Origin of the sequence: Palaeococcus pacificus DY20341 (assembly GCF_000725425.1) — an archaeon.
Taxonomy (GTDB): Archaea; Methanobacteriota_B; Thermococci; order Thermococcales; family Thermococcaceae; genus Palaeococcus; species Palaeococcus pacificus.
Genome location: NZ_CP006019.1, coordinates 1,416,722 through 1,433,674 on the forward strand (window position 1 = coordinate 1,416,722; position 16,953 = coordinate 1,433,674).

General features: G+C 41.9%; 17 protein-coding genes and 1 CRISPR repeat array. Of the genes, 12 read left to right on the forward strand and 5 right to left on the reverse strand.

Features of this window, described 5'->3' with window-relative positions; translation table 11 throughout:
• The first annotated feature begins 4 nt into the window (after positions 1-4).
• The 5 genes from PAP_RS07715 (at position 5) to PAP_RS07735 (ending at position 4,150) form a co-directional block, all read left to right on the forward strand.
• Positions 5-529, forward strand: coding sequence for a GbsR/MarR family transcriptional regulator (locus tag PAP_RS07715; protein WP_048165463.1), 525 nt, complete (start codon positions 5-7; stop codon positions 527-529).
• A gap of 44 nt (positions 530-573) precedes the next feature.
• On the forward strand, positions 574-1,080 hold the full coding sequence (locus tag PAP_RS07720) for a CDP-2,3-bis-(O-geranylgeranyl)-sn-glycerol synthase (protein WP_048165464.1): 507 nt from the start codon (positions 574-576) through the stop codon (positions 1,078-1,080).
• 107 nt (positions 1,081-1,187) lie between these two features.
• On the forward strand, positions 1,188-1,406 hold the full coding sequence (locus tag PAP_RS07725) for a TRAM domain-containing protein (RefSeq protein ID WP_048165465.1): 219 nt from the start codon (positions 1,188-1,190) through the stop codon (positions 1,404-1,406).
• Positions 1,407-1,566: 160 nt separating this feature from the next.
• Positions 1,567-2,184, forward strand: coding sequence for an archaeal proteasome endopeptidase complex subunit beta (gene psmB, locus PAP_RS07730; protein WP_048165466.1), 618 nt, complete (start codon positions 1,567-1,569; stop codon positions 2,182-2,184).
• Positions 2,185-2,203: 19 nt separating this feature from the next.
• Complete coding sequence (locus tag PAP_RS07735) at positions 2,204-4,150, forward strand: beta-CASP ribonuclease aCPSF1 (RefSeq protein WP_048165467.1); 1,947 nt, start codon at positions 2,204-2,206, stop codon at positions 4,148-4,150.
• Here PAP_RS07735 and PAP_RS07740 read toward each other — a convergent pair whose 3' ends face one another.
• On the reverse strand, positions 4,151-4,474 hold the full coding sequence (locus PAP_RS07740; RefSeq protein ID WP_048165468.1) for a transcriptional regulator: 324 nt from the start codon (positions 4,472-4,474) through the stop codon (positions 4,151-4,153).
• A 93-nt stretch (positions 4,475-4,567) separates the two neighbouring features.
• Between PAP_RS07740 and PAP_RS07745 the strand changes: the two genes are divergently transcribed.
• The 7 genes from PAP_RS07745 to cas2 all read left to right on the forward strand — a co-directional run bounded on the left by PAP_RS07745 (position 4,568) and on the right by cas2 (position 12,596).
• A complete protein-coding gene (locus PAP_RS07745; protein WP_048165469.1) occupies positions 4,568-5,353 on the forward strand; it encodes a UbiA prenyltransferase family protein in 786 nt (261 codons plus the stop codon).
• A 10-nt stretch (positions 5,354-5,363) separates the two neighbouring features.
• Positions 5,364-6,290 carry a flippase-like domain-containing protein gene (locus PAP_RS07750; RefSeq protein WP_048165470.1) on the forward strand — a complete coding sequence of 309 codons (927 nt, stop codon included), beginning with the start codon at positions 5,364-5,366 and terminating at the stop codon, positions 6,288-6,290.
• Positions 6,268-7,410 carry a glycosyltransferase family 4 protein gene (locus tag PAP_RS07755; RefSeq protein ID WP_048165471.1) on the forward strand — a complete coding sequence of 381 codons (1,143 nt, stop codon included), beginning with the start codon at positions 6,268-6,270 and terminating at the stop codon, positions 7,408-7,410. Before PAP_RS07750 ends, PAP_RS07755 begins: the two co-directional genes overlap by 23 nt.
• A gap of 39 nt (positions 7,411-7,449) precedes the next feature.
• The gene (locus PAP_RS07760) at positions 7,450-8,169 is read left to right on the forward strand and encodes a creatininase family protein (RefSeq protein WP_048165472.1); all 720 of its coding nucleotides are present in this window, start codon (positions 7,450-7,452) and stop codon (positions 8,167-8,169) included.
• The gene (locus tag PAP_RS07765; protein WP_048165473.1) at positions 8,166-8,816 is read left to right on the forward strand and encodes an AAA family ATPase; all 651 of its coding nucleotides are present in this window, start codon (positions 8,166-8,168) and stop codon (positions 8,814-8,816) included. Before PAP_RS07760 ends, PAP_RS07765 begins: the two co-directional genes overlap by 4 nt.
• 40 nt (positions 8,817-8,856) lie before the next feature.
• Positions 8,857-9,675, forward strand: a complete 819-nt coding sequence (locus PAP_RS07770; RefSeq protein WP_048165474.1) for a hypothetical protein — start codon at positions 8,857-8,859, stop codon at positions 9,673-9,675.
• Positions 9,676-9,701: 26 nt separating this feature from the next.
• Positions 9,702-11,797: direct repeats of the CRISPR family, unit length 30 nt; unit sequence CTTTCAATTCTTCTAAAGTCTTATTGGAAC.
• Positions 11,798-12,338: 541 nt separating this feature from the next.
• Positions 12,339-12,596: a CRISPR-associated endonuclease Cas2 gene (gene cas2, locus PAP_RS07775; protein WP_048165475.1), complete on the forward strand. Its 258-nt coding sequence runs from the start codon at positions 12,339-12,341 to the stop codon at positions 12,594-12,596.
• Here the strand turns inward: cas2 and cas1b are convergent.
• The 4 genes from cas1b to cas5b are packed head-to-tail and all read right to left on the reverse strand — an operon-like array spanning position 12,593 to position 16,950.
• Positions 12,593-13,561 carry a type I-B CRISPR-associated endonuclease Cas1b gene (cas1b, locus tag PAP_RS07780; RefSeq protein ID WP_048165476.1) on the reverse strand — a complete coding sequence of 323 codons (969 nt, stop codon included), beginning with the start codon at positions 13,559-13,561 and terminating at the stop codon, positions 12,593-12,595. The genes cas2 and cas1b overlap by 4 nt on opposite strands.
• A gap of 27 nt (positions 13,562-13,588) precedes the next feature.
• Positions 13,589-14,098 (reverse strand): CRISPR-associated protein Cas4, encoded by a 510-nt coding sequence (gene cas4, locus PAP_RS07785; RefSeq protein ID WP_048165477.1) that lies wholly within the window; start codon positions 14,096-14,098, stop codon positions 13,589-13,591.
• Positions 14,099-14,117: 19 nt separating this feature from the next.
• Positions 14,118-16,328: a CRISPR-associated helicase/endonuclease Cas3 gene (locus PAP_RS07790; RefSeq protein ID WP_048165478.1), complete on the reverse strand. Its 2,211-nt coding sequence runs from the start codon at positions 16,326-16,328 to the stop codon at positions 14,118-14,120.
• Entirely contained in the window at positions 16,303-16,950 is a 648-nt protein-coding gene (gene cas5b / locus PAP_RS07795; RefSeq protein WP_048165479.1) for a type I-B CRISPR-associated protein Cas5b, read from the reverse strand. The genes PAP_RS07790 and cas5b overlap by 26 nt, the downstream gene beginning before the upstream one ends.
• Between the last annotated feature and the right edge of the window lie 3 nt (positions 16,951-16,953).

Genomic DNA, 16,953 nt, shown 5'->3' on the forward strand with positions numbered 1-16,953 from the left:
TGAGTTGGGTGTTGAAGAAGCAAAGAAAATTATGATGGAGCACTTTGCAAATGCTGCGAGAAGATTTGGCTTAAATGAGCTTTACGGATACATTTATGGAGTTTTGTTCTTTGAAGACGAACCTCTAAGTTTGGGAGAGATAGCTGAAAGAACCGGTTATTCCCTATCGCACGTGAGCACTGCTTTGAAGCTTCTCGAGAGCGTTGGGCTTGTTAAGAGGGTCAAAAAGCCGGGTGACAAGAAAGCCTACTATACAGCAATAAAGAACATTAGAGAGTGGAGAAGAGAAGCGTACTATAAGAGGCTCGAGGAGGATATAGAGCAGACTAAGATAAACCTAACGAGAGCTCTAAAAGAGATTGAAGGAGATGACAGCGAAGAGGCCAAGAGGATAAGGGAGAGAATTGAGTTTGCCCTTGAGAGGAATGCCATAGCCGAGAAAATAGTCAACATATTCTTAAAGAACGATGAAGATGAAGTCCTCAAGAAGATTCTCGAATGCGTTGAGAAGAAGATTAGAGAAGAATAGGCAAAGCTTAAAAATAGGCTGGATTAAATTATGGCGGTGATCAAATGAATCCCTGGCTTGAAGCACTTTGGTACATACTCCCAGCGTACTTTGCGAATTCTTCGCCAGTTGTTTTTAAAGGGCGGACTCCCATAGATTTTGGAAAGAATTTTATTGATAATAAAAGAATTTTAGGCGATGGAAAAACATGGCGGGGCTTTTTTGGCGGTTTAACTGTTGGTGTGCTCATATCACTGATTCAATACCACCTCATTCCCTCTTACTACGGTTCTCCTTATTTTGCTCTCAAGCTGGGATTTGCTCTCTCGTTTGGTGCTCTTCTTGGTGATTTGATAGGAAGCTTCATAAAGAGGAGAGCAAACTTTCCTCGGGGGTATCCTGCGATAGGATTAGATCAGTGGGGCTTTTTAATAGTCGCTATGATACTAGCGTATCCCATAAAAACGATAGAGACTAAGCAGGTTCTCTTTTTACTCGTTGTGACGCCTTTTGTCCACTGGTTAGCTAATGTTTTTGCATATAAAGTAGGATGGAAGAGTGTTCCTTGGTAATTTCTGTTTTTTGGCTTAATATACCCAAAGATTTATAAACTGGTGAACATAGTAGAACACGTGCTCTTCTGGGAAGAGTGCGAAATATTTGAAGGAGTTTGTTGGAAATGTATGGAGATAGATATGGAGATAAATTTGGAAGTACGGCACCTGTTAAGGTCGGTGAAAGATATACAGTCAAGATTGAGAGCCTTGGAAATGGTGGAGATGGTATTGCGAGGGTTAAAGGTTTCGTGATCTTTGTTCCAAATACTAAGGTTGGAGACGAAGTTGAAATCGTTATAAACAGCGTTAAAAGGAAATTCGCTTTTGGGGAAGTCATTTGAACCCCTTTTCTTAAATTTCTTTTTCCTAAGTAAATCTAGCATCGCTAATACCAAGCTCATGTTATAACGCCCAAATGCGAAAACTTTAAATACTATTTGGTGAAAGTGGCATGTGAGAGGCAATTTTATGCTATTCTACGAAAATAAAGGGGTGTTGTAGTTGACAGAGCATATTAAAGGCACTACAACAGTAGGCATTGTTTGTAAAGATGGCGTAGTGTTAGCAGCAGATAAGAGAGGCTCCTATGGGAACATGATAATGACAAAGAATGCCACAAAGATATTCCAGATAGACAGGCATTTGGCATTAGCAGGTGCTGGGAGCGTTGGCGACATCTTAAGCCTCGTTAGGCTCTTAAGATCAGAAGCCAGTTTATATAAAACTAGAGTCTACAAAAATATGAGTGTCAAGGCGTTAGCTACATTAACGGCCAATGTACTCCAAGGAAGCAAGTTCCTACCCTACTTTGCATGGTTTCTAATTGCGGGCTATGATGAAAAACCCGGACTTTACTCTATAGACCCCCTAGGCGGCATAACGGAAGACAAATACGTTTCAGCTGGCTCCGGTATGGAATTTGCCTATGCAATTTTGGAGGAGAACTATAGAAAGAACATGACCTTAAAAACGGGCGTTAAGTTGGCTGTTAGGGCCATAAACTCAGCTTTAAAGAGGGATGTATACACTGGAGATGGAATTATGTTGGTTGCTGTTGACAAAAAAGGATATAGGGAATTAAGCAAAGAGGAAATAGACGAGATTCTTAAGAAGCTATAACTCTTCTGAGGTGAGCAGTGTGATAAAAAGAGAAACATCTGTCGATGAAATTCTAAAAGAAATGAGGGAGATTATAAATCAGATGGTTCCCAAGGAAGCGAAGATTACGGAAGTCGAGTTTGAAGGCCCTGAGCTTGTTATATATGTAAAAAACCCTGAAGTTTTGATGAGAGATGGCGAGCTTATTAAAAATCTCGCCAAGGTTCTTAAAAAGAGGATTAGCGTTAGACCAGACCCGGATGTTCTTCTACCTCCCGAAAAAGCGGAGGAGCTAATTAAAGAGCTCGTTCCTGCTGAAGCAGAGATAACAAATATTAGCTTTGACCCATCCGTAGGAGAAGTTTTGATAGAAGCCAAAAAGCCCGGATTAGTTATTGGAAAAAATGGTGAAACGCTGAGGTTAATAACTCAAAAGGTTTATTGGGCACCGAGGGTTATTAGAACCCCTCCATTACAATCCCAAACGATTTATTCTATTAGACAAATTCTACAAAGCGAGAGCAAGGATAGGAGAAAGTTCTTGAGGCAGGTGGGGAGAAACATCTATAGAAAGCCCGAATTAAAGAGTGATTGGATAAGAATCACCGGTCTAGGAGGATGGAGGGAAGTAGGGAGGAGCGCTCTTCTGCTCCAAACCAACGAAAGCAACGTATTAGTTGACTTTGGTATAAATGTTGCCGCCCTTCACGACCCGAAGAAGGCCGTCCCGCACTTCGATGCTCCCGAGTTCCAATACGTCCTTAAAGAGGGACTGTTGGATGCCATAATCATTACCCACGCTCACTTAGACCACAGCGGATTGCTGCCCTACTTGTTTAGGTTCAACCTCTTCGATGGACCAATTTACACCACTCCCCCTACAAGAGACCTCATGGTGCTCCTCCAAAAGGATTTCATTGAGATACAGCAGAGCAATGGTGTACCACCGCTTTACAGGCCAAAGGACATCAAAGAGGTCGTGAAGCATACCATAACGCTCGAATACGGTGAAGTGAGAGATATCTCACCCGATATACGCCTCACCCTGCACAATGCTGGTCACATCTTAGGTTCATCAATAGCTCACCTCCATGTTGGAAACGGACTCCACAACATAGCAGTAACTGGAGACTTTAAGTTCATCCCAACAAGGCTATTTGAGCCTGCCAACTCAAGGTTCCCAAGGTTGGAGACACTCATAATGGAGTCCACCTATGGAGCATCCAAGGACTACCAGTTACCCAGAGATGAAGCAGAAAAGAGACTTATGGAGGTTATCTTAAGGACTATCAAACGCGGAGGAAAAGTCCTAATCCCAGCAATGTCTGTAGGAAGAAGCCAAGAGATAATGATGGTTCTCGAAGAATACGCGAGAATTGGGGGAATGGAGGTTCCCGTTTACTTGGATGGTATGATCTGGGAGGCAACAGCTATTCACACAGCTTACCCAGAATACCTCAGCAGACACTTAAGGGAGCAGATATTCCACGAAGGCTACAACCCATTCTTAAGCGAGATATTCCACCCAGTTGCAAACTCAAATGAAAGAAAGGATATAATTGAGAGCAGAGAGCCTGCAATAATTATAGCCTCTTCAGGTATGCTTGTGGGCGGACCTAGCGTGGAATACTTCAAGAATTTGGCAAGCGATGAGAAAAACAGCGTCATCTTTGTGAGCTACCAAGCGGAGGGAACACTTGGTAGAAGGGTGCAGAGAGGTCTTAGGGAAATTCCAGTGGCCGGAGAAAGCGGAAAGACGGAAGTAATCAAAGTCAACATGGAAGTCCACACAATAGATGGATTCTCAGGTCACGCCGATAGGAGAGAGCTCATAAACTACGTCGCAAGAGTCAAGCCAAGGCCTGAGAGGGTAATCACAGTCCACGGAGAAACGCAAAAATGCCTTGATTTAGCCTCAAGCATTCACAAGAAGTTCAGCATAAGTACGAGAGCTCCAAACAACCTTGATGCAATAAGACTTAAGTGATTAGAGTACTTTCTCTACCTCTTTTTCAAAGTTTTCCAAAAGTTCTTCCATCTTTTTTATTAAAGTATTTAAGGCCTCCCTCGATGGTCTGGCCTTGTATAAGTAGCCTATCCACCCTCTATTGATGAGCTCCCTCTCCACCAAACCGAGCTCTAGAAGGTGACGAAGCTTTTCCCTCACTATCCTTTCAGATAAGCCCAGTTTTTTCGAAATTTGCCTTGGAGTTAAGCTTTCCTTTAGAAGAAGGGAGTAAATCCTTATCTCTGAGTTGGTAAGCTCAAAGTTCTTTAAAATCTGGTTTAGGGACTTGAAAATGTCCTCCAACGACAACACCTATGCAACTTTTTCTTCATACTACTTCACTTTTAGGTGGAAATATTTATAAACCTTCCTCTTAACCTACTTTCGGTGATAGTCATGATAACATCGATACTTAAAAATACTCGCATACTTGATGGTAGGGCTTATATCGGTCTGATAGCCTTTGCACTCGCTCTTAACTTGGAAGGGGCGAGTTTGGAAACGATTATTTTGGCGATGGTCGCAGGAGTACTCTATGTTGCATACTCTTTTGCAATAAACAACTGCTTTGATGTTGATACCGACTCTCAAAACCCACAAAAACATGAAAAGAATCCTATAGCAAGTGGAGAGCTGAGCTTTACTGTAGGATTAGCGTCATCCGCCGTAATTGGCCTACTAGGCCTAATATTCGCATACTTTACAAATGAAGTCATGTTTGCCATATACTCAATAATGCTGGGCTTATCTACGTTCTACTCAGTTCCGCCTAGGTTGAAGGCCAAGCCATTCTTAGATGTTTTATCCCACGGCATCTTTTTCGGCGCTCTGCCTTTCCTCTTCGGTGCCTATGTAGATGGAGTCCTTTCAAGACCGGAACTAATCATAAGTATAGCAATAGCACTGTACTCCTTTGCACTGGAGATTAGAAACCATTTAGGGGATTATGAGAGCGATTTAAAGGCAAATTTGAAAACTACGCCCATTGTATTGGGTAGAGAAAAGTCACAACAGCTGGTTTTTGCTTTCTCACTCTCTGCAGTACTCCTCCTTTTATATCTCGTTTCCCCTCCCTTTGTCATAGGGGCTTCAATACTGGTGGTTCAAAGAGAGTACAGAATCTTTGATGCTACAATCACAATGCTGCTGTTGGGTTACTTGTTAAAAGCGGTCGTTGTATAGAGGGACTTTCATGGTCAGTGAAAAGGTGAAGAGACTCTTTAGCATCTTTGCATTTTTAATTTCAATTACCTATTTATACATCCAGGTGGACTTTGGGGAGCTTAGAGTAGCCCTTCAAACGGCCTCCCTAGAGTACCTCCTCTTGGCTTTTGTTTTAGCCCTTTTAACAGTCTTTATCTCGAGCCTCAGATGGTACCTGTTTTTAAACCAAGTTCAAGAGGCGAGCTTCAAAAAAACTCTTAGGGCATATTTAAGCGGCTACTACCTGATTTCGATTCTCCCACCAACGCTCGGCCACATGGCGAAGGTAAAGCTAGTGGGAGGCGATTACTTCAGGGCGCTCTCATCTTTAGCGATGAGCTTGGTAGCAGAAATTATAATCGTTCTCAGCTTTGCCCTCATATTCATAGGCTTCACAAAAATCGGAGTGCTGATACTGCTCTTTCTTCTACTTATTTTAGTATATGAGAAAGGGATTTACAATCTTGCAAACTCATTCTTAAATCTCCTCGAGAAAGGAGGAATAAGAGAGATAACCTCTACTTTGAGGAGTTATAGCGAAAGACTGTACCACGGATGGACTAAAGCGAAGGAAGACAGAGCTGTCTTTGGGGTATCTTTTCTGCTCTCGTTTTTCACTTTTCTTCTCCAAATTTTGGGCATTATCATAGTTGGAAAGGCATTTGAGCTTTCCATAAACCTTGGCCAAGCTTTGAAAGGCTTTATAATAAGCACAATATTTGCCAGCATTAGCGGAATTCCTGCAGGAGTGGGTGCAAATGAGTTTGGCCTCGTTTTAGGAATCGGCTCCTCAACTAAGTCTGCCATAACAGCTTTCACCTACAAGTTCATATTTCAATATGTGTGGGCTATTGTAGGAGCTATGGTGTTTTACAGCATTTTGGGTGGTGGCAATGAAAATAGCGCTGGTGAGTGATTGGTATTATCCTAAAGTAGGCGGTGTTGCATCGCACATGCACAACCTAGCTTTGAAGTTGAGGGAGAGGGGAAATGAAGTTGCGATAGTGACGAACTACTGGAAAACTGGAAAGGAAGAAGAGCTTGAAAAAAATGGGATTGAGCTGATAAAAGTAGAAGGGGTAATAAGCCCAATATTGAGCATAAATCTATCCTTTGGAATCAACTCAAGCGAGGAGCTTTTCGAGTATTTGAACGACTTCGACGTCATTCACTCGCACCATGCATTTACCCCCCTAGCGCTAAAGGCTGCAAAGGCAGGAAGGAAAATGGGAAAGGCCACCCTTTTAACCACTCACAGCATATCCTTTGCTCATGAGTCAAAGCTTTGGAAAGCCCTTGGCTTATCTTTTCCAGTTTTCAGCCACTATCTAAAGTTCCCCCACTGTATAATATCCGTAAGCGAAGCTTCAAAGAGCTTTATAGAGCACTTCACTGACACTGAGATTAAGGTTATTCCAAATGGCGTCGATGATAAGCGCTTCCACCCAAACTGGGATAAAGAGGAGTTAAAAGAGGAATACGACATCGAAGGAGATGTTATTCTCTACGTCAGCAGGATGAGCTATAGGAAAGGGCCGCAGGTTTTACTTAACGCTTTTTCTAGGTTAAAAGAGGGCACTCTAATAATGGTAGGCCCTGGAGAGCTCCTACCATTCTTAAAGGCTCAAGCAAAATTTTTAGGCATAGACAAGAGGGTCAGGTTTTTGGGATACGTCCCAAGTAATGAGCTACCAAAGCTTTTTGGAATGGCCGACATATTCGTCCTCCCTTCCGTGACGGCAGAGGCCTTTGGAATAGTGATTTTAGAAGCTATGGCCTCAGGGGTCCCAGTAGTAGCGACTAACGTCGGGGGGATACCCGAGATCGTTAGGGAGTCGCAGAGCGGCCTTCTCGTTCCACCTTCAAATGAAACCGCTCTTAAAGATGCCATAGAAGCACTTTTGGCCGATAAAGAGCTTAGAAATAAGTTAGGAAAGAATGGAAGGAGAGCCGTGGAAAGGAGGTACTCATGGGATGTGGTTTCGAGGGAAGTGGAGGAAACTTATGAGTACGTCCTCTCGAAGCTCAAGCACTAACCTTTTTATTTCTCTCAGCGATAATTAATTGGGATAGTCATGATGATGGAAAACTTAACTTGGGATGAATTTAAAGAGGTCAAAGAGAGAATAGATACAGTTGTTATCCCCATAGGAAGCATAGAAGCTCATGGAAAGCATTTGCCCTTAAACACCGATGTTTTAGCTCCAGTTGAAATAGCTAAACGCGTGGAAAAGAAGCTTCAAGAGATAGGAAAAGATGTGTTAATTGCCCCTCCAGTTAACTACGGCCATACATTTGTCCTAAACGTCTATCCTGGAACCATTAACGTGAGAGCAGAGACATTGAGGGCCTATGTTAGGGACATTATCGAGGAGTTCGCCACAGAGGGATTTAAGCGCATAATCCTCTTAAATGGCCATGGTGGAAACGTTTATCCGCTGGTAGAAGCAGCCGAAGACGCTGCAGAGAAGTTTGAGGATATTGAAGTCTGGCTCATAAACTGGTGGATAGACTTTAGGGAGGACATTTTAAGCATCTGCTCATCTCAAGGACACGCTGGGGAAGATGAAACCTCAGTCATCCTCGCAATTAAGCCAGAGCTCGTAAAGATGGGGAAGGCAGTTGGAGAGAAAAGGGCCTATGGAGTCAGGAAGATTAAGAAAAATATCGGCTTAGAGCTATTTCCAGAGGGAGTAAACGACAACCCCAGAGGAGCTACGAGGGAGAAGGGCGAGGCAATTTTGGAAATTGTGAGTGAGAAAATCATGAGACTGATCTTAGAGGAGTTAAGATGAAAGAGGTTTTAGATGAACTTGAGAAGAGGATAAAGAAGCTTGAGGCAGAGATTGAGTTAGCCGAGCAAAGACTGGCTTTAATGGACAAAGTTGGGGCTTTAACAAAGTACTCACTCTGGGAAAGCAGGAGTCAGGGATTAGACCTCTATATGTTCTTTTTTCTCATATTCCTTATCTCCAGCCTCTTCGTTTTTGCATGGATAAAAAACCGCTTTTCATTCGTCCCAATATCCCTAACGCCCTATATACTTATCGCCACCGTTTTGGCCCTCTTTCCAATTTTCTACTTCATCTCAAAGCTTTATAAAAAACCCGAGGAAACTCCAGTCCAGTATCTGGAGAAGAGAGAAAATGCCGCGAGAACCGTCTTAAAATCCTTCTACAACCCACTAAAAGAAGCTTTGGAAAAAGGGAACGAGGAAAAGCTTAAATCACTCGCCGATGAACTTATCCACAGCAGAGCACTCAGCGAGGCCTTAGATATTCTCAACGAGGGGGACGCAAAGCTCATGGCATACGCCTTGTACCTCTACGCATACAGAGGGCCTGATGTGGCCGATGAGATTTTAGATACCGCAGAAAAAATGAGGAACAAACCCCTAAAAAAGCTCCTTCTGCTGTCGCTTGAAGATCTTAAAACTAGTTAAGGTTATAACCCCAAACTCCAACTTTTCTTTGGTGACGATCATGAAGTTTGAGGTTTTGAGTAAGGAAGAGATGCAAGAGCTTAGCAAAGAGCTCAGCAAGGCAGGAATTATGAACAAGACTAAGGAAGAGCTTGGATATTCATTGGAGCACAGGATTTTGATAAAAGGAAAATTTGAAGAGCTGAAGAAAAAAATTAAGGATATGGAAGTTGAAGTCCTCCATGAACTTCTGGAGGAAGTTGAGAACGCCTACAATAACGCAGTGCTGGGATGGGAAGTCGGCGAGAAGAAAAAAGTGGATGAGCTTTTTGATGAGGCAAAGCTTGGGATGCTGATTGTCTTAACGGCTTTGGTTGAAGGTGGCTATCTCGAAGAAAGTGAGGAAGGACTTGTGCTTAAAGAGAAGCCCGAGCTTAGTGAGCTGGAGTTGGAGCTTAGGATTCCGATTGATGAGGTAGCTGATGTTTTGGAGGAGCTTGAGGAGAGATTGAATGCCAAGCTTTTGACGGAGTTTACACTCGAAAGAAAGTACTATGTTGAGGTTCTGGAAGTGGAAAAGGAGCTCATTCAAGAGGCTTTGGAGATAGCTGAGGAGTATGCGACGGAGGAATCCCTAGCGGATGCTATGTTCGTTGGGATAGCAAAATCCACTCTGGCTGATATAATTTTGGAGCTCGTAAAGAAGAACAATAAGAAAAAAGAGCTCATTGAAACTCTCTTAGCGGAAGAGCCGATAACAATTGAGGGGAAGAGAGAGAAGGTGAATATCTATTTTGAGGAAGACGCGCTCGAGGACTTTTTGAAAGAGCTCCAGACTCTGGGTTACATAAAGGTCAAAGGAAACAAAATTTGGTGGTAGCTGGAAAAGACTTTTTCTTTTTTAAGTTTTTAGTTCTCTTAGAGTCTTATTGGAACTGCACCTAAGGTTAAAGAACTTATCGCTCCTATTGCCTTTCAATTCTTCTAAAGTCTTATTGGAACTCATAGATGGCAGAAAATTCCGCTTTTGGCAAGAAACACTTTCAATACTTCTAAAGTCTTATTGGAACTGGAGGGGTGAGCGGTGGCAAGTAGGAAGAGAAAACTTCTTTCAATTCTTCTAAAGTCTTATTGGAACTTTCCTCAGAAACCCAAACATCAATAGACCAGACCCCTTTCAATTCTTCTAAAGTCTTATTGGAACGTTGGTATAGAATTATTTGACAAATTCAGCGATAAGACTTTCAATTCTTCTAAAGTCTTATTGGAACCGGTTATAAAGAGCTTTACAAATACGAAAACGGCCGACTTTCAATTCTTCTAAAGTCTTATTGGAACCTGTAACAGGATTATAAACCTCCTCAGCCCCTATTGCTTTCAATTCTTCTAAAGTCTTATTGGAACTTTTGGAACTGCACCGTAGTAACTCCAAAATTTATAACTTTCAATTCTTCTAAAGTCTTATTGGAACGGTGAACAACACTCCAAAAGCCGGTCTAATCTATGTTCTTTCAATTCTTCTAAAGTCTTATTGGAACCAGGATAATTCAAACGTTTACATTGACAACAACCATCTTTCAATTCTTCTAAAGTCTTATTGGAACTAACCCTAAGCTTTTCCCACAAGTACTAAAGTTTACACTTTCAATTCTTCTAAAGTCTTATTGGAACCTTTGAGGACAAGGTAGATAGAACAAATGAGTTCTTCTTTCAATTCTTCTAAAGTCTTATTGGAACTGCAGCAATACACAAGCAAGACAATCACAATAAACGTCTTTCAATTCTTCTAAAGTCTTATTGGAACGCTTTTACTACTCGTTTCAGGCCTTTTGCAAGTATGACTTTCAATTCTTCTAAAGTCTTATTGGAACCCGCCCACCAAACCCCTTTCGATTAAAACCTACTTCTTTCAATTCTTCTAAAGTCTTATTGGAACGAACACTAGGCAAAGGGTAAAAGAGTTATACGAAAGCTTTCAATTCTTCTAAAGTCTTATTGGAACCATATCTGTTGCATACACTACTGCTTCGCTGAGGATACTTTCAATTCTTCTAAAGTCTTATTGGAACAGAGGGTGAGGATTTAACGATTATTAGATTTAGCACCTTTCAATTCTTCTAAAGTCTTATTGGAACCCATTTGAACATTTTGAACGCTTAGAGGTTTGTAATTCTTTCAATTCTTCTAAAGTCTTATTGGAACCTTGCACCCAGCAGTATCCATGTCTGAGATTACAACTTTCAATTCTTCTAAAGTCTTATTGGAACCACCGGATTGGGTTGTTACGCTATTAGCCGCTTTATCTTTCAATTCTTCTAAAGTCTTATTGGAACTTAAACAGTCAGAACTAAAACAAATACTGAGCAAGATCTTTCAATTCTTCTAAAGTCTTATTGGAACCCTCGAAGGGGATAAAATAATAATTGAAAAAGCGAACTTTCAATTCTTCTAAAGTCTTATTGGAACTCATAGCTAGTGCCGTTTCTGAAAACAATGAAGTTAACTTTCAATTCTTCTAAAGTCTTATTGGAACTGTGATTATTGTGAATATTGTTTTAGTATTGTTAGCTTTCAATTCTTCTAAAGTCTTATTGGAACAGTTCCTAACCTGCCTATCAGAAACCCCCAGTATCCCTTTCAATTCTTCTAAAGTCTTATTGGAACCGATTCTCCGATCACAATGGCGAACATTGCCCAGAGCTCTTTCAATTCTTCTAAAGTCTTATTGGAACCCTCTTAGTCCGGTTATAACTGATGAGTATAGAGTAGCTTTCAATTCTTCTAAAGTCTTATTGGAACAGCCAGCCGTGCAGCTCGCTTATGTAACCCTCCCAAACTTTCAATTCTTCTAAAGTCTTATTGGAACTTGCTAAAGCCAAGAATCTAGCTAAAATTCCAAGAACTTTCAATTCTTCTAAAGTCTTATTGGAACTTGAAAGGGATGAAATGACGGGTGAATGGATGTTTAAAGCCTTTCAATTCTTCTAAAGTCTTATTGGAACAGGGGCGGATTTTTGAGATTTTGTCCTATAAACCCCTATGAAAACTTGAAATATTTAAGCCTTTCGTCAAAGGGGTGAAAAACAAGCTTTAACAGAACTCCAACCCACGATTGATAAAACACGTAACACGCGAGTAAAGCATTAAACTTAAAGTTACAAAGATAATACACAAAAACATTCACGAGACTTCCAGAGCATTTAATGCAGCCAAAATTCAAAAATTCAATTTTTAAAAACTTTAAATTAAAAATGAGCGATTTTCTGCTGGGAAGACATGTTAAAGAAACGTTCAGAGCGCCCATTCCAAATGCATACATTTAAAACGTTATAGATTTGCTTGAATTCCGTAACGAAAAGTAATTTAGGAACCTTTAATTATTAAAGGTCCCAAAACTGATAAGAATACATTAAGCGAGTGATGGCAACTTCAACTTGGAGTTTTTTGAAAAGTAACACTCTCTATCGAGATGAGCTCAGAGAGAAAGTAGAAAAATTTTCGAAAGCATTAAAATTAGCGAGAGCATAGATTGAATGATGCCCCATGTATGTGGTAATAGTGTATGACATCAATGTCTCCCGCGTAAATAGGGTAAAGAAGTTCTTAAGACAGCACCTTCACTGGGTTCAGAACAGCGTTTTTGAAGGTGAAGTAACGTTAGCAGAGTTTGAGCGTATAAAAGCTGGAATTTTGGATTTAATTGATGAGGATGAGGACTCCGTCATTATTTACAAGCTCCGCTCAAAGCCAAAAAGAGAAACGTTTGGAGTGGAAAAGAACCCGATTGAAGATATTATTTAAAACCACGCCACTAGGGGCTCGTAATCTTGAACTCCGACGAGATGTTTGATTAATTTATATGCTTCCAATCGAATCAGTCTCTTCTTCGTTACATTTTTCTTAAGCTTTGGATGTTTAACACTTTTCTCCATCTCCTTGTTGAAAGCTTTAATGACAGTCTTCTTACCTTCCTCGTTCAGCAGAACCCCATTCAAATCTCCTCTAAAATGTTCTTTTTTAATTATGCCTTGCTTCACCAGGCGGTTCGCTATTCTGTCAGCTATGATTGGCTTGAAAATCTCACTCAAATCTAAAGCAAGCGAAAACCTCCTCTCACTCGGCTCGTGGAGATAGCTTATCGTCGGAGTTAGCTGTGTGTTGTAGAGTTCGCTTAATATAGCAGGGTATAAGCGAGAGTTCAAGAAGCTTATTAATGCATTCATCTCATTCTGAGGAGGTCTTCTTGTTCTTTTAACTATCTTGAAACTCTCTGGCAAAGTCTCATCCCAAAGCGCGTAATACTCCTGCCTTATCCTCGCTTCAACGTTCATAACATCGGTAATTTTTCCGCATCCATCCAACTCCTCCAAGAGCTCATCAAACTTATGCTTGGCTCCAAAGCGCGCTAAGTTCCTCTCCATATTCTTTGCTGCCCCTATCACAAAGAGCTTTGCAAGTTTTAACCTCTTTTCAAAGTCCAAGTAGTGCTGTGCTTGTTTTATCACCAAATCTCCAGAATGAAGGCTTTCTTTTGGGTAAAAGCTTCCATCATAGTAGCCGTAGTGGTTGAAGAAGTGAACTGCTACTCCCTTTTGGGCGAGATAGTGAAGGGCTTGGGAAGTTATGTTCACGTGGCTGTAAATGTAAATGTCATAGATGCCCTCAACGGCTAACGGTCTCTTTCCTTGGGCGTTTTCAAAGTAGAGAGTGTTTTCTTTTCGAAAGAGTTTTCCATCCGAAAGGAGGGTTAGGGATTTTTTACGCATCTTTTTCCCTCCAATATTTTAGCTTATTTAAACCCAGCACAGCTCATAATAAGCGCATTTCTTACACTTTTTGGTTTTCACAGGCTCTGGCGGCTTTGAGAGTGCTTTTATCTGCTCAACTTCATTTATAGCTTCCTCAACCTCTTGTTCTCTCCCATCAAGGGTTATCTCCTTTGTCTCCCTGAGCTTCGGATAGTTGAGGACAGCTTTGGCATTTATGCCATGCCTCTTGAGGTAGTAGATGTAGTACAAAGCCTGCATCTCGTGGGCTTTCTCCATTGATTTGCCCTTCTTGACTTCGTGGACTTCTATGATGTCGCCTTTCTTCACAAAGTCGATTTTTATCGGCCCGATTTGAACTTCTTTCTCCTCACCAAAGTAACTCCTTTCATGGAGGAACTTGCCCAAGTCAACGTATTCGTTCTCCTGCTCCATTGTAATTCCCTTGGCGAAGTACCATAGCTTTGTTTTGCAGATGAAGAGGTAGTTTATCTCGACACCCCTAATTAGGAGGTGGGTTTCGGGATAAGATTCCACTTAAGACACCTGCAAGTGTTCAAAATATCTCATTCTCCTCCGATTCGTTCAAAAGACCGAGCTTGTGGCTATACTTCAGATTGGCAATCATCATGCGGTGCTTTTTATCATATGTGAAGACATTGCCGAGCTCCTTTTGAATTGCGAAGAGCTTCCAATAAGGAATGGGAACAAGGTAGCGGTGAACCTCAATTCCCTTACCAGCATCGATGAGCTTACTCACTTCTCCAGCAAACCTTGAGGGAATAATCTCAAGTCCTTGGAACATTTTGTAAAATTCCTGCTCACTTCCGCTCCTCTTCAAAGGCTGAAGCCCGTCAAAGAGGTCAAAAGCAGTCTGCTTATAGTCTAACACACTCTCAACTAGCTCCTTTTCCACACTGGAGTATGCCTCACTAACAAGTTCTGGAATTGAGGATTCCCACAAGAAGTCTTCATTCAACTCCTCCAAAATCTTAACGCTCTGCCTCACAATCCTGTAAGGCTTGTAAACTTTCTCATCCTTTTCGGAGCCCCTAGTTAGGATATGCACGTCTGCAATCTTTCCCTGCTTCCACCCCTGTCTGTTCACTCTTCCAAAACGCTGAATAAGGGCGTCGAGGGGAGCTGGCTCAGTTAGGATTGTCTTGAAGCTTATATCAAGGGAAACCTCTATGACCTGAGTGGCAACCACAAAATCGTACCCATTGAGGTTGCTCCTCAACTTTCTTTCGAGTTCCTCCCTATCACCATAAGTGAAGCGGCTGTGGATAAGCATGACACGGTATCCCTTAGCCTTAAGCCGCTTGTATGTTTCCATAGCTCTATCGACAGTGTTGCAAGCTATCAAGGCTGGCATTAACCCATTAGCCTTAAACTGCTCTGCAAGCTCTTCGAGATTTTCTTCCATATTGCCTTCGATTATTCTAACTCTATGCCTCGTGAAGCGGTCGGCTTCTTCGTTAGAGACTTTAAGCTCTTTTGGAGATATCACCTCTGCAAAAAGCTCCTCGATGAAGGATGGGAGCGTTGCCGACATTATCATCGTTCTTGATCCATAACCATTCAGGATTTCGAGCATTGCAAGAATTATCCCCAGGACATTGGGCTCGTAGGCGTGGATTTCATCGAAGATTAGAAGGGAGTTAGCCAGCTCGCTCAGCGTCATCTCGAAAAAGCCAACGCCAAAGAAGGCTTTCATTATTTGGAATGGTGTCGTAACCTTGAAGGGGGTGAATATTTTTTGGTAGAGACTCGAGAGACGCTTGTACTCAAGGCTTGAGGAATATAGGTAATAGTTCGACGAGCTGTGAAGAATTCCAACGAGTTCTGGACTCTTGAAATAACTAAGAAGGCGCTCGTGCATCGCGTTGATGCTGGCCTTATATGGAAGAACGTAAAAGATTCTATTCGAAATCCCTTTCTTTTGTCTGTAAGCATTTGCATCTGCCCACAAAAGAGCGGCTTCAGTTTTTCCATAACCAGTTGGGGCACGTAAAAGGAGATTTCCTCTCACATTATTCGCTTTTTCTTGAAGTGGCCTCCACTTCTCTCGTGGTATCTTCAGTTCTAATGTCTCGGCTATAAAAGGGAGTGATCTCAAAGATATCTCACCTGCAGATGCCAAATGATCTGCAGCATTCAGTAGGCCTTTGAGAAATATTAGAACATCTCTGTGAGCTTTACAATTTCTCTCGTACCAGTTCATTAAATCATCAAAGTCGTATCCTTTGAGCTTATTCTTCCAATCAGATGGAAGTTTAAACTTCCCAGATCTTTTTCCAAGAATATACCCTTCCCAATAGGGTACCTTTGGGAGGAAAACTTCCTCAATGTAATCCGCGTTTTTGAGTAGTTCATTGACTTTCTCCAAGTAACCATCCCAGACGAACTCCTCTACCCTCGTGGGAACAGGCAACTCGCTGAGATAACGGTGATGCGTTAGAATCGCGAGTGCGATTAAATTCTTTGTCTCTGCATCATAATCTAGAAATTGAGTAAAAGCTGCTGAAAGAACTTCATGGCGATAGCCCCAAATTTTGCCCTTTGCCCCAGCCTTCTGAAATCCTATAGCACACTTGCCTATGTCGTGGAGAAGGATAGAATAAAAGAGAAGCTCCCAGATGTCATCGCGCGAGAGTTTTGGAATCCATGGGAATGCACTCTTCATGCTTTTGAGGACGTTAAGGACGTCGTTGGTGTGGCACTCAAGGAAGTCGTTTGGATTAAACTTCGCCATGCAGACCTTCATGGAGCCACACTCCTATTCCAAGCTCTGAATCGTAAGGAATCTTGTTCTTAGAAGTTTGCCTTTTCTTTTGGCCATCTGTCCTTGGGAACGGCAGGATTGTAAAAGGCCTAACGAGTTTTGCTCTCCTTGGAATTGTTGAGTAATCGAACTCTACTACGAGAGCGTGGATTATCCCCGGAAGGCCTGTGGATACTGGGACAATTGTTCCACCAATTGGAACGTTTTCCTTCCTCTCAAGCTCGACTTTTTTGATTTCTTCCACAGTTGCTATGTCACTGGAGCGTCCAAGCAAGAGCTGGAATCGGGGCTTTCTAAAGTGCTCTTCCCACTCGTCCGGAAGATATAAATAGAGGGTGTTATCCAGGAGAACTTCACGCTTCATAACGTCTGTCACTGGCTTTCCTAGGGCATAGATTTTCTCCAAGTCAATTCCCTTGCCCTCACTGATAAAGACATAGCCGACAAAGGGTACTTCCATGAAGCTTGCAATCTCTCCCTTTGCAGCGGAGAGGAGTCCCTGAATTGTCGAAAGAGGAGGAACTGGGAGAGTAGGTTGATATCCAGACTGGAAAGTAGGATAGCGAAAACTTGCTGTCCAGCTTCTGATCTTTACCCTTATCATGAG

Excerpts from the sequence above, each read along its gene's own strand:
- PAP_RS07725 (WP_048165465.1), top strand. The coding sequence starts at position 1,188 with ATGTATGGAGATAGATATGGAGATAAATTTGGAAGTACGGCACCTGTT.
- PAP_RS07765 (WP_048165473.1), top strand. The coding sequence starts at position 8,166 with ATGAAAGAGGTTTTAGATGAACTTGAGAAGAGGATAAAGAAGCTTGAG.
- PAP_RS07745 (WP_048165469.1), top strand. The coding sequence starts at position 4,568 with ATGATAACATCGATACTTAAAAATACTCGCATACTTGATGGTAGGGCT.
- cas5b (WP_048165479.1), bottom strand. The coding sequence starts at position 16,950 with ATGATAAGGGTAAAGATCAGAAGCTGGACAGCAAGTTTTCGCTATCCT.
- PAP_RS07760 (WP_048165472.1), top strand. The coding sequence starts at position 7,450 with ATGATGATGGAAAACTTAACTTGGGATGAATTTAAAGAGGTCAAAGAG.
- cas1b (WP_048165476.1), bottom strand. The coding sequence starts at position 13,561 with ATGCGTAAAAAATCCCTAACCCTCCTTTCGGATGGAAAACTCTTTCGA.
- cas2 (WP_048165475.1), top strand. The coding sequence starts at position 12,339 with ATGTATGTGGTAATAGTGTATGACATCAATGTCTCCCGCGTAAATAGG.
- PAP_RS07755 (WP_048165471.1), top strand. The coding sequence starts at position 6,268 with ATGAAAATAGCGCTGGTGAGTGATTGGTATTATCCTAAAGTAGGCGGT.
- PAP_RS07790 (WP_048165478.1), bottom strand. The coding sequence starts at position 16,328 with ATGAAGGTCTGCATGGCGAAGTTTAATCCAAACGACTTCCTTGAGTGC.
- PAP_RS07720 (WP_048165464.1), top strand. The coding sequence starts at position 574 with ATGAATCCCTGGCTTGAAGCACTTTGGTACATACTCCCAGCGTACTTT.
- PAP_RS07750 (WP_048165470.1), top strand. The coding sequence starts at position 5,364 with ATGGTCAGTGAAAAGGTGAAGAGACTCTTTAGCATCTTTGCATTTTTA.
- PAP_RS07770 (WP_048165474.1), top strand. The coding sequence starts at position 8,857 with ATGAAGTTTGAGGTTTTGAGTAAGGAAGAGATGCAAGAGCTTAGCAAA.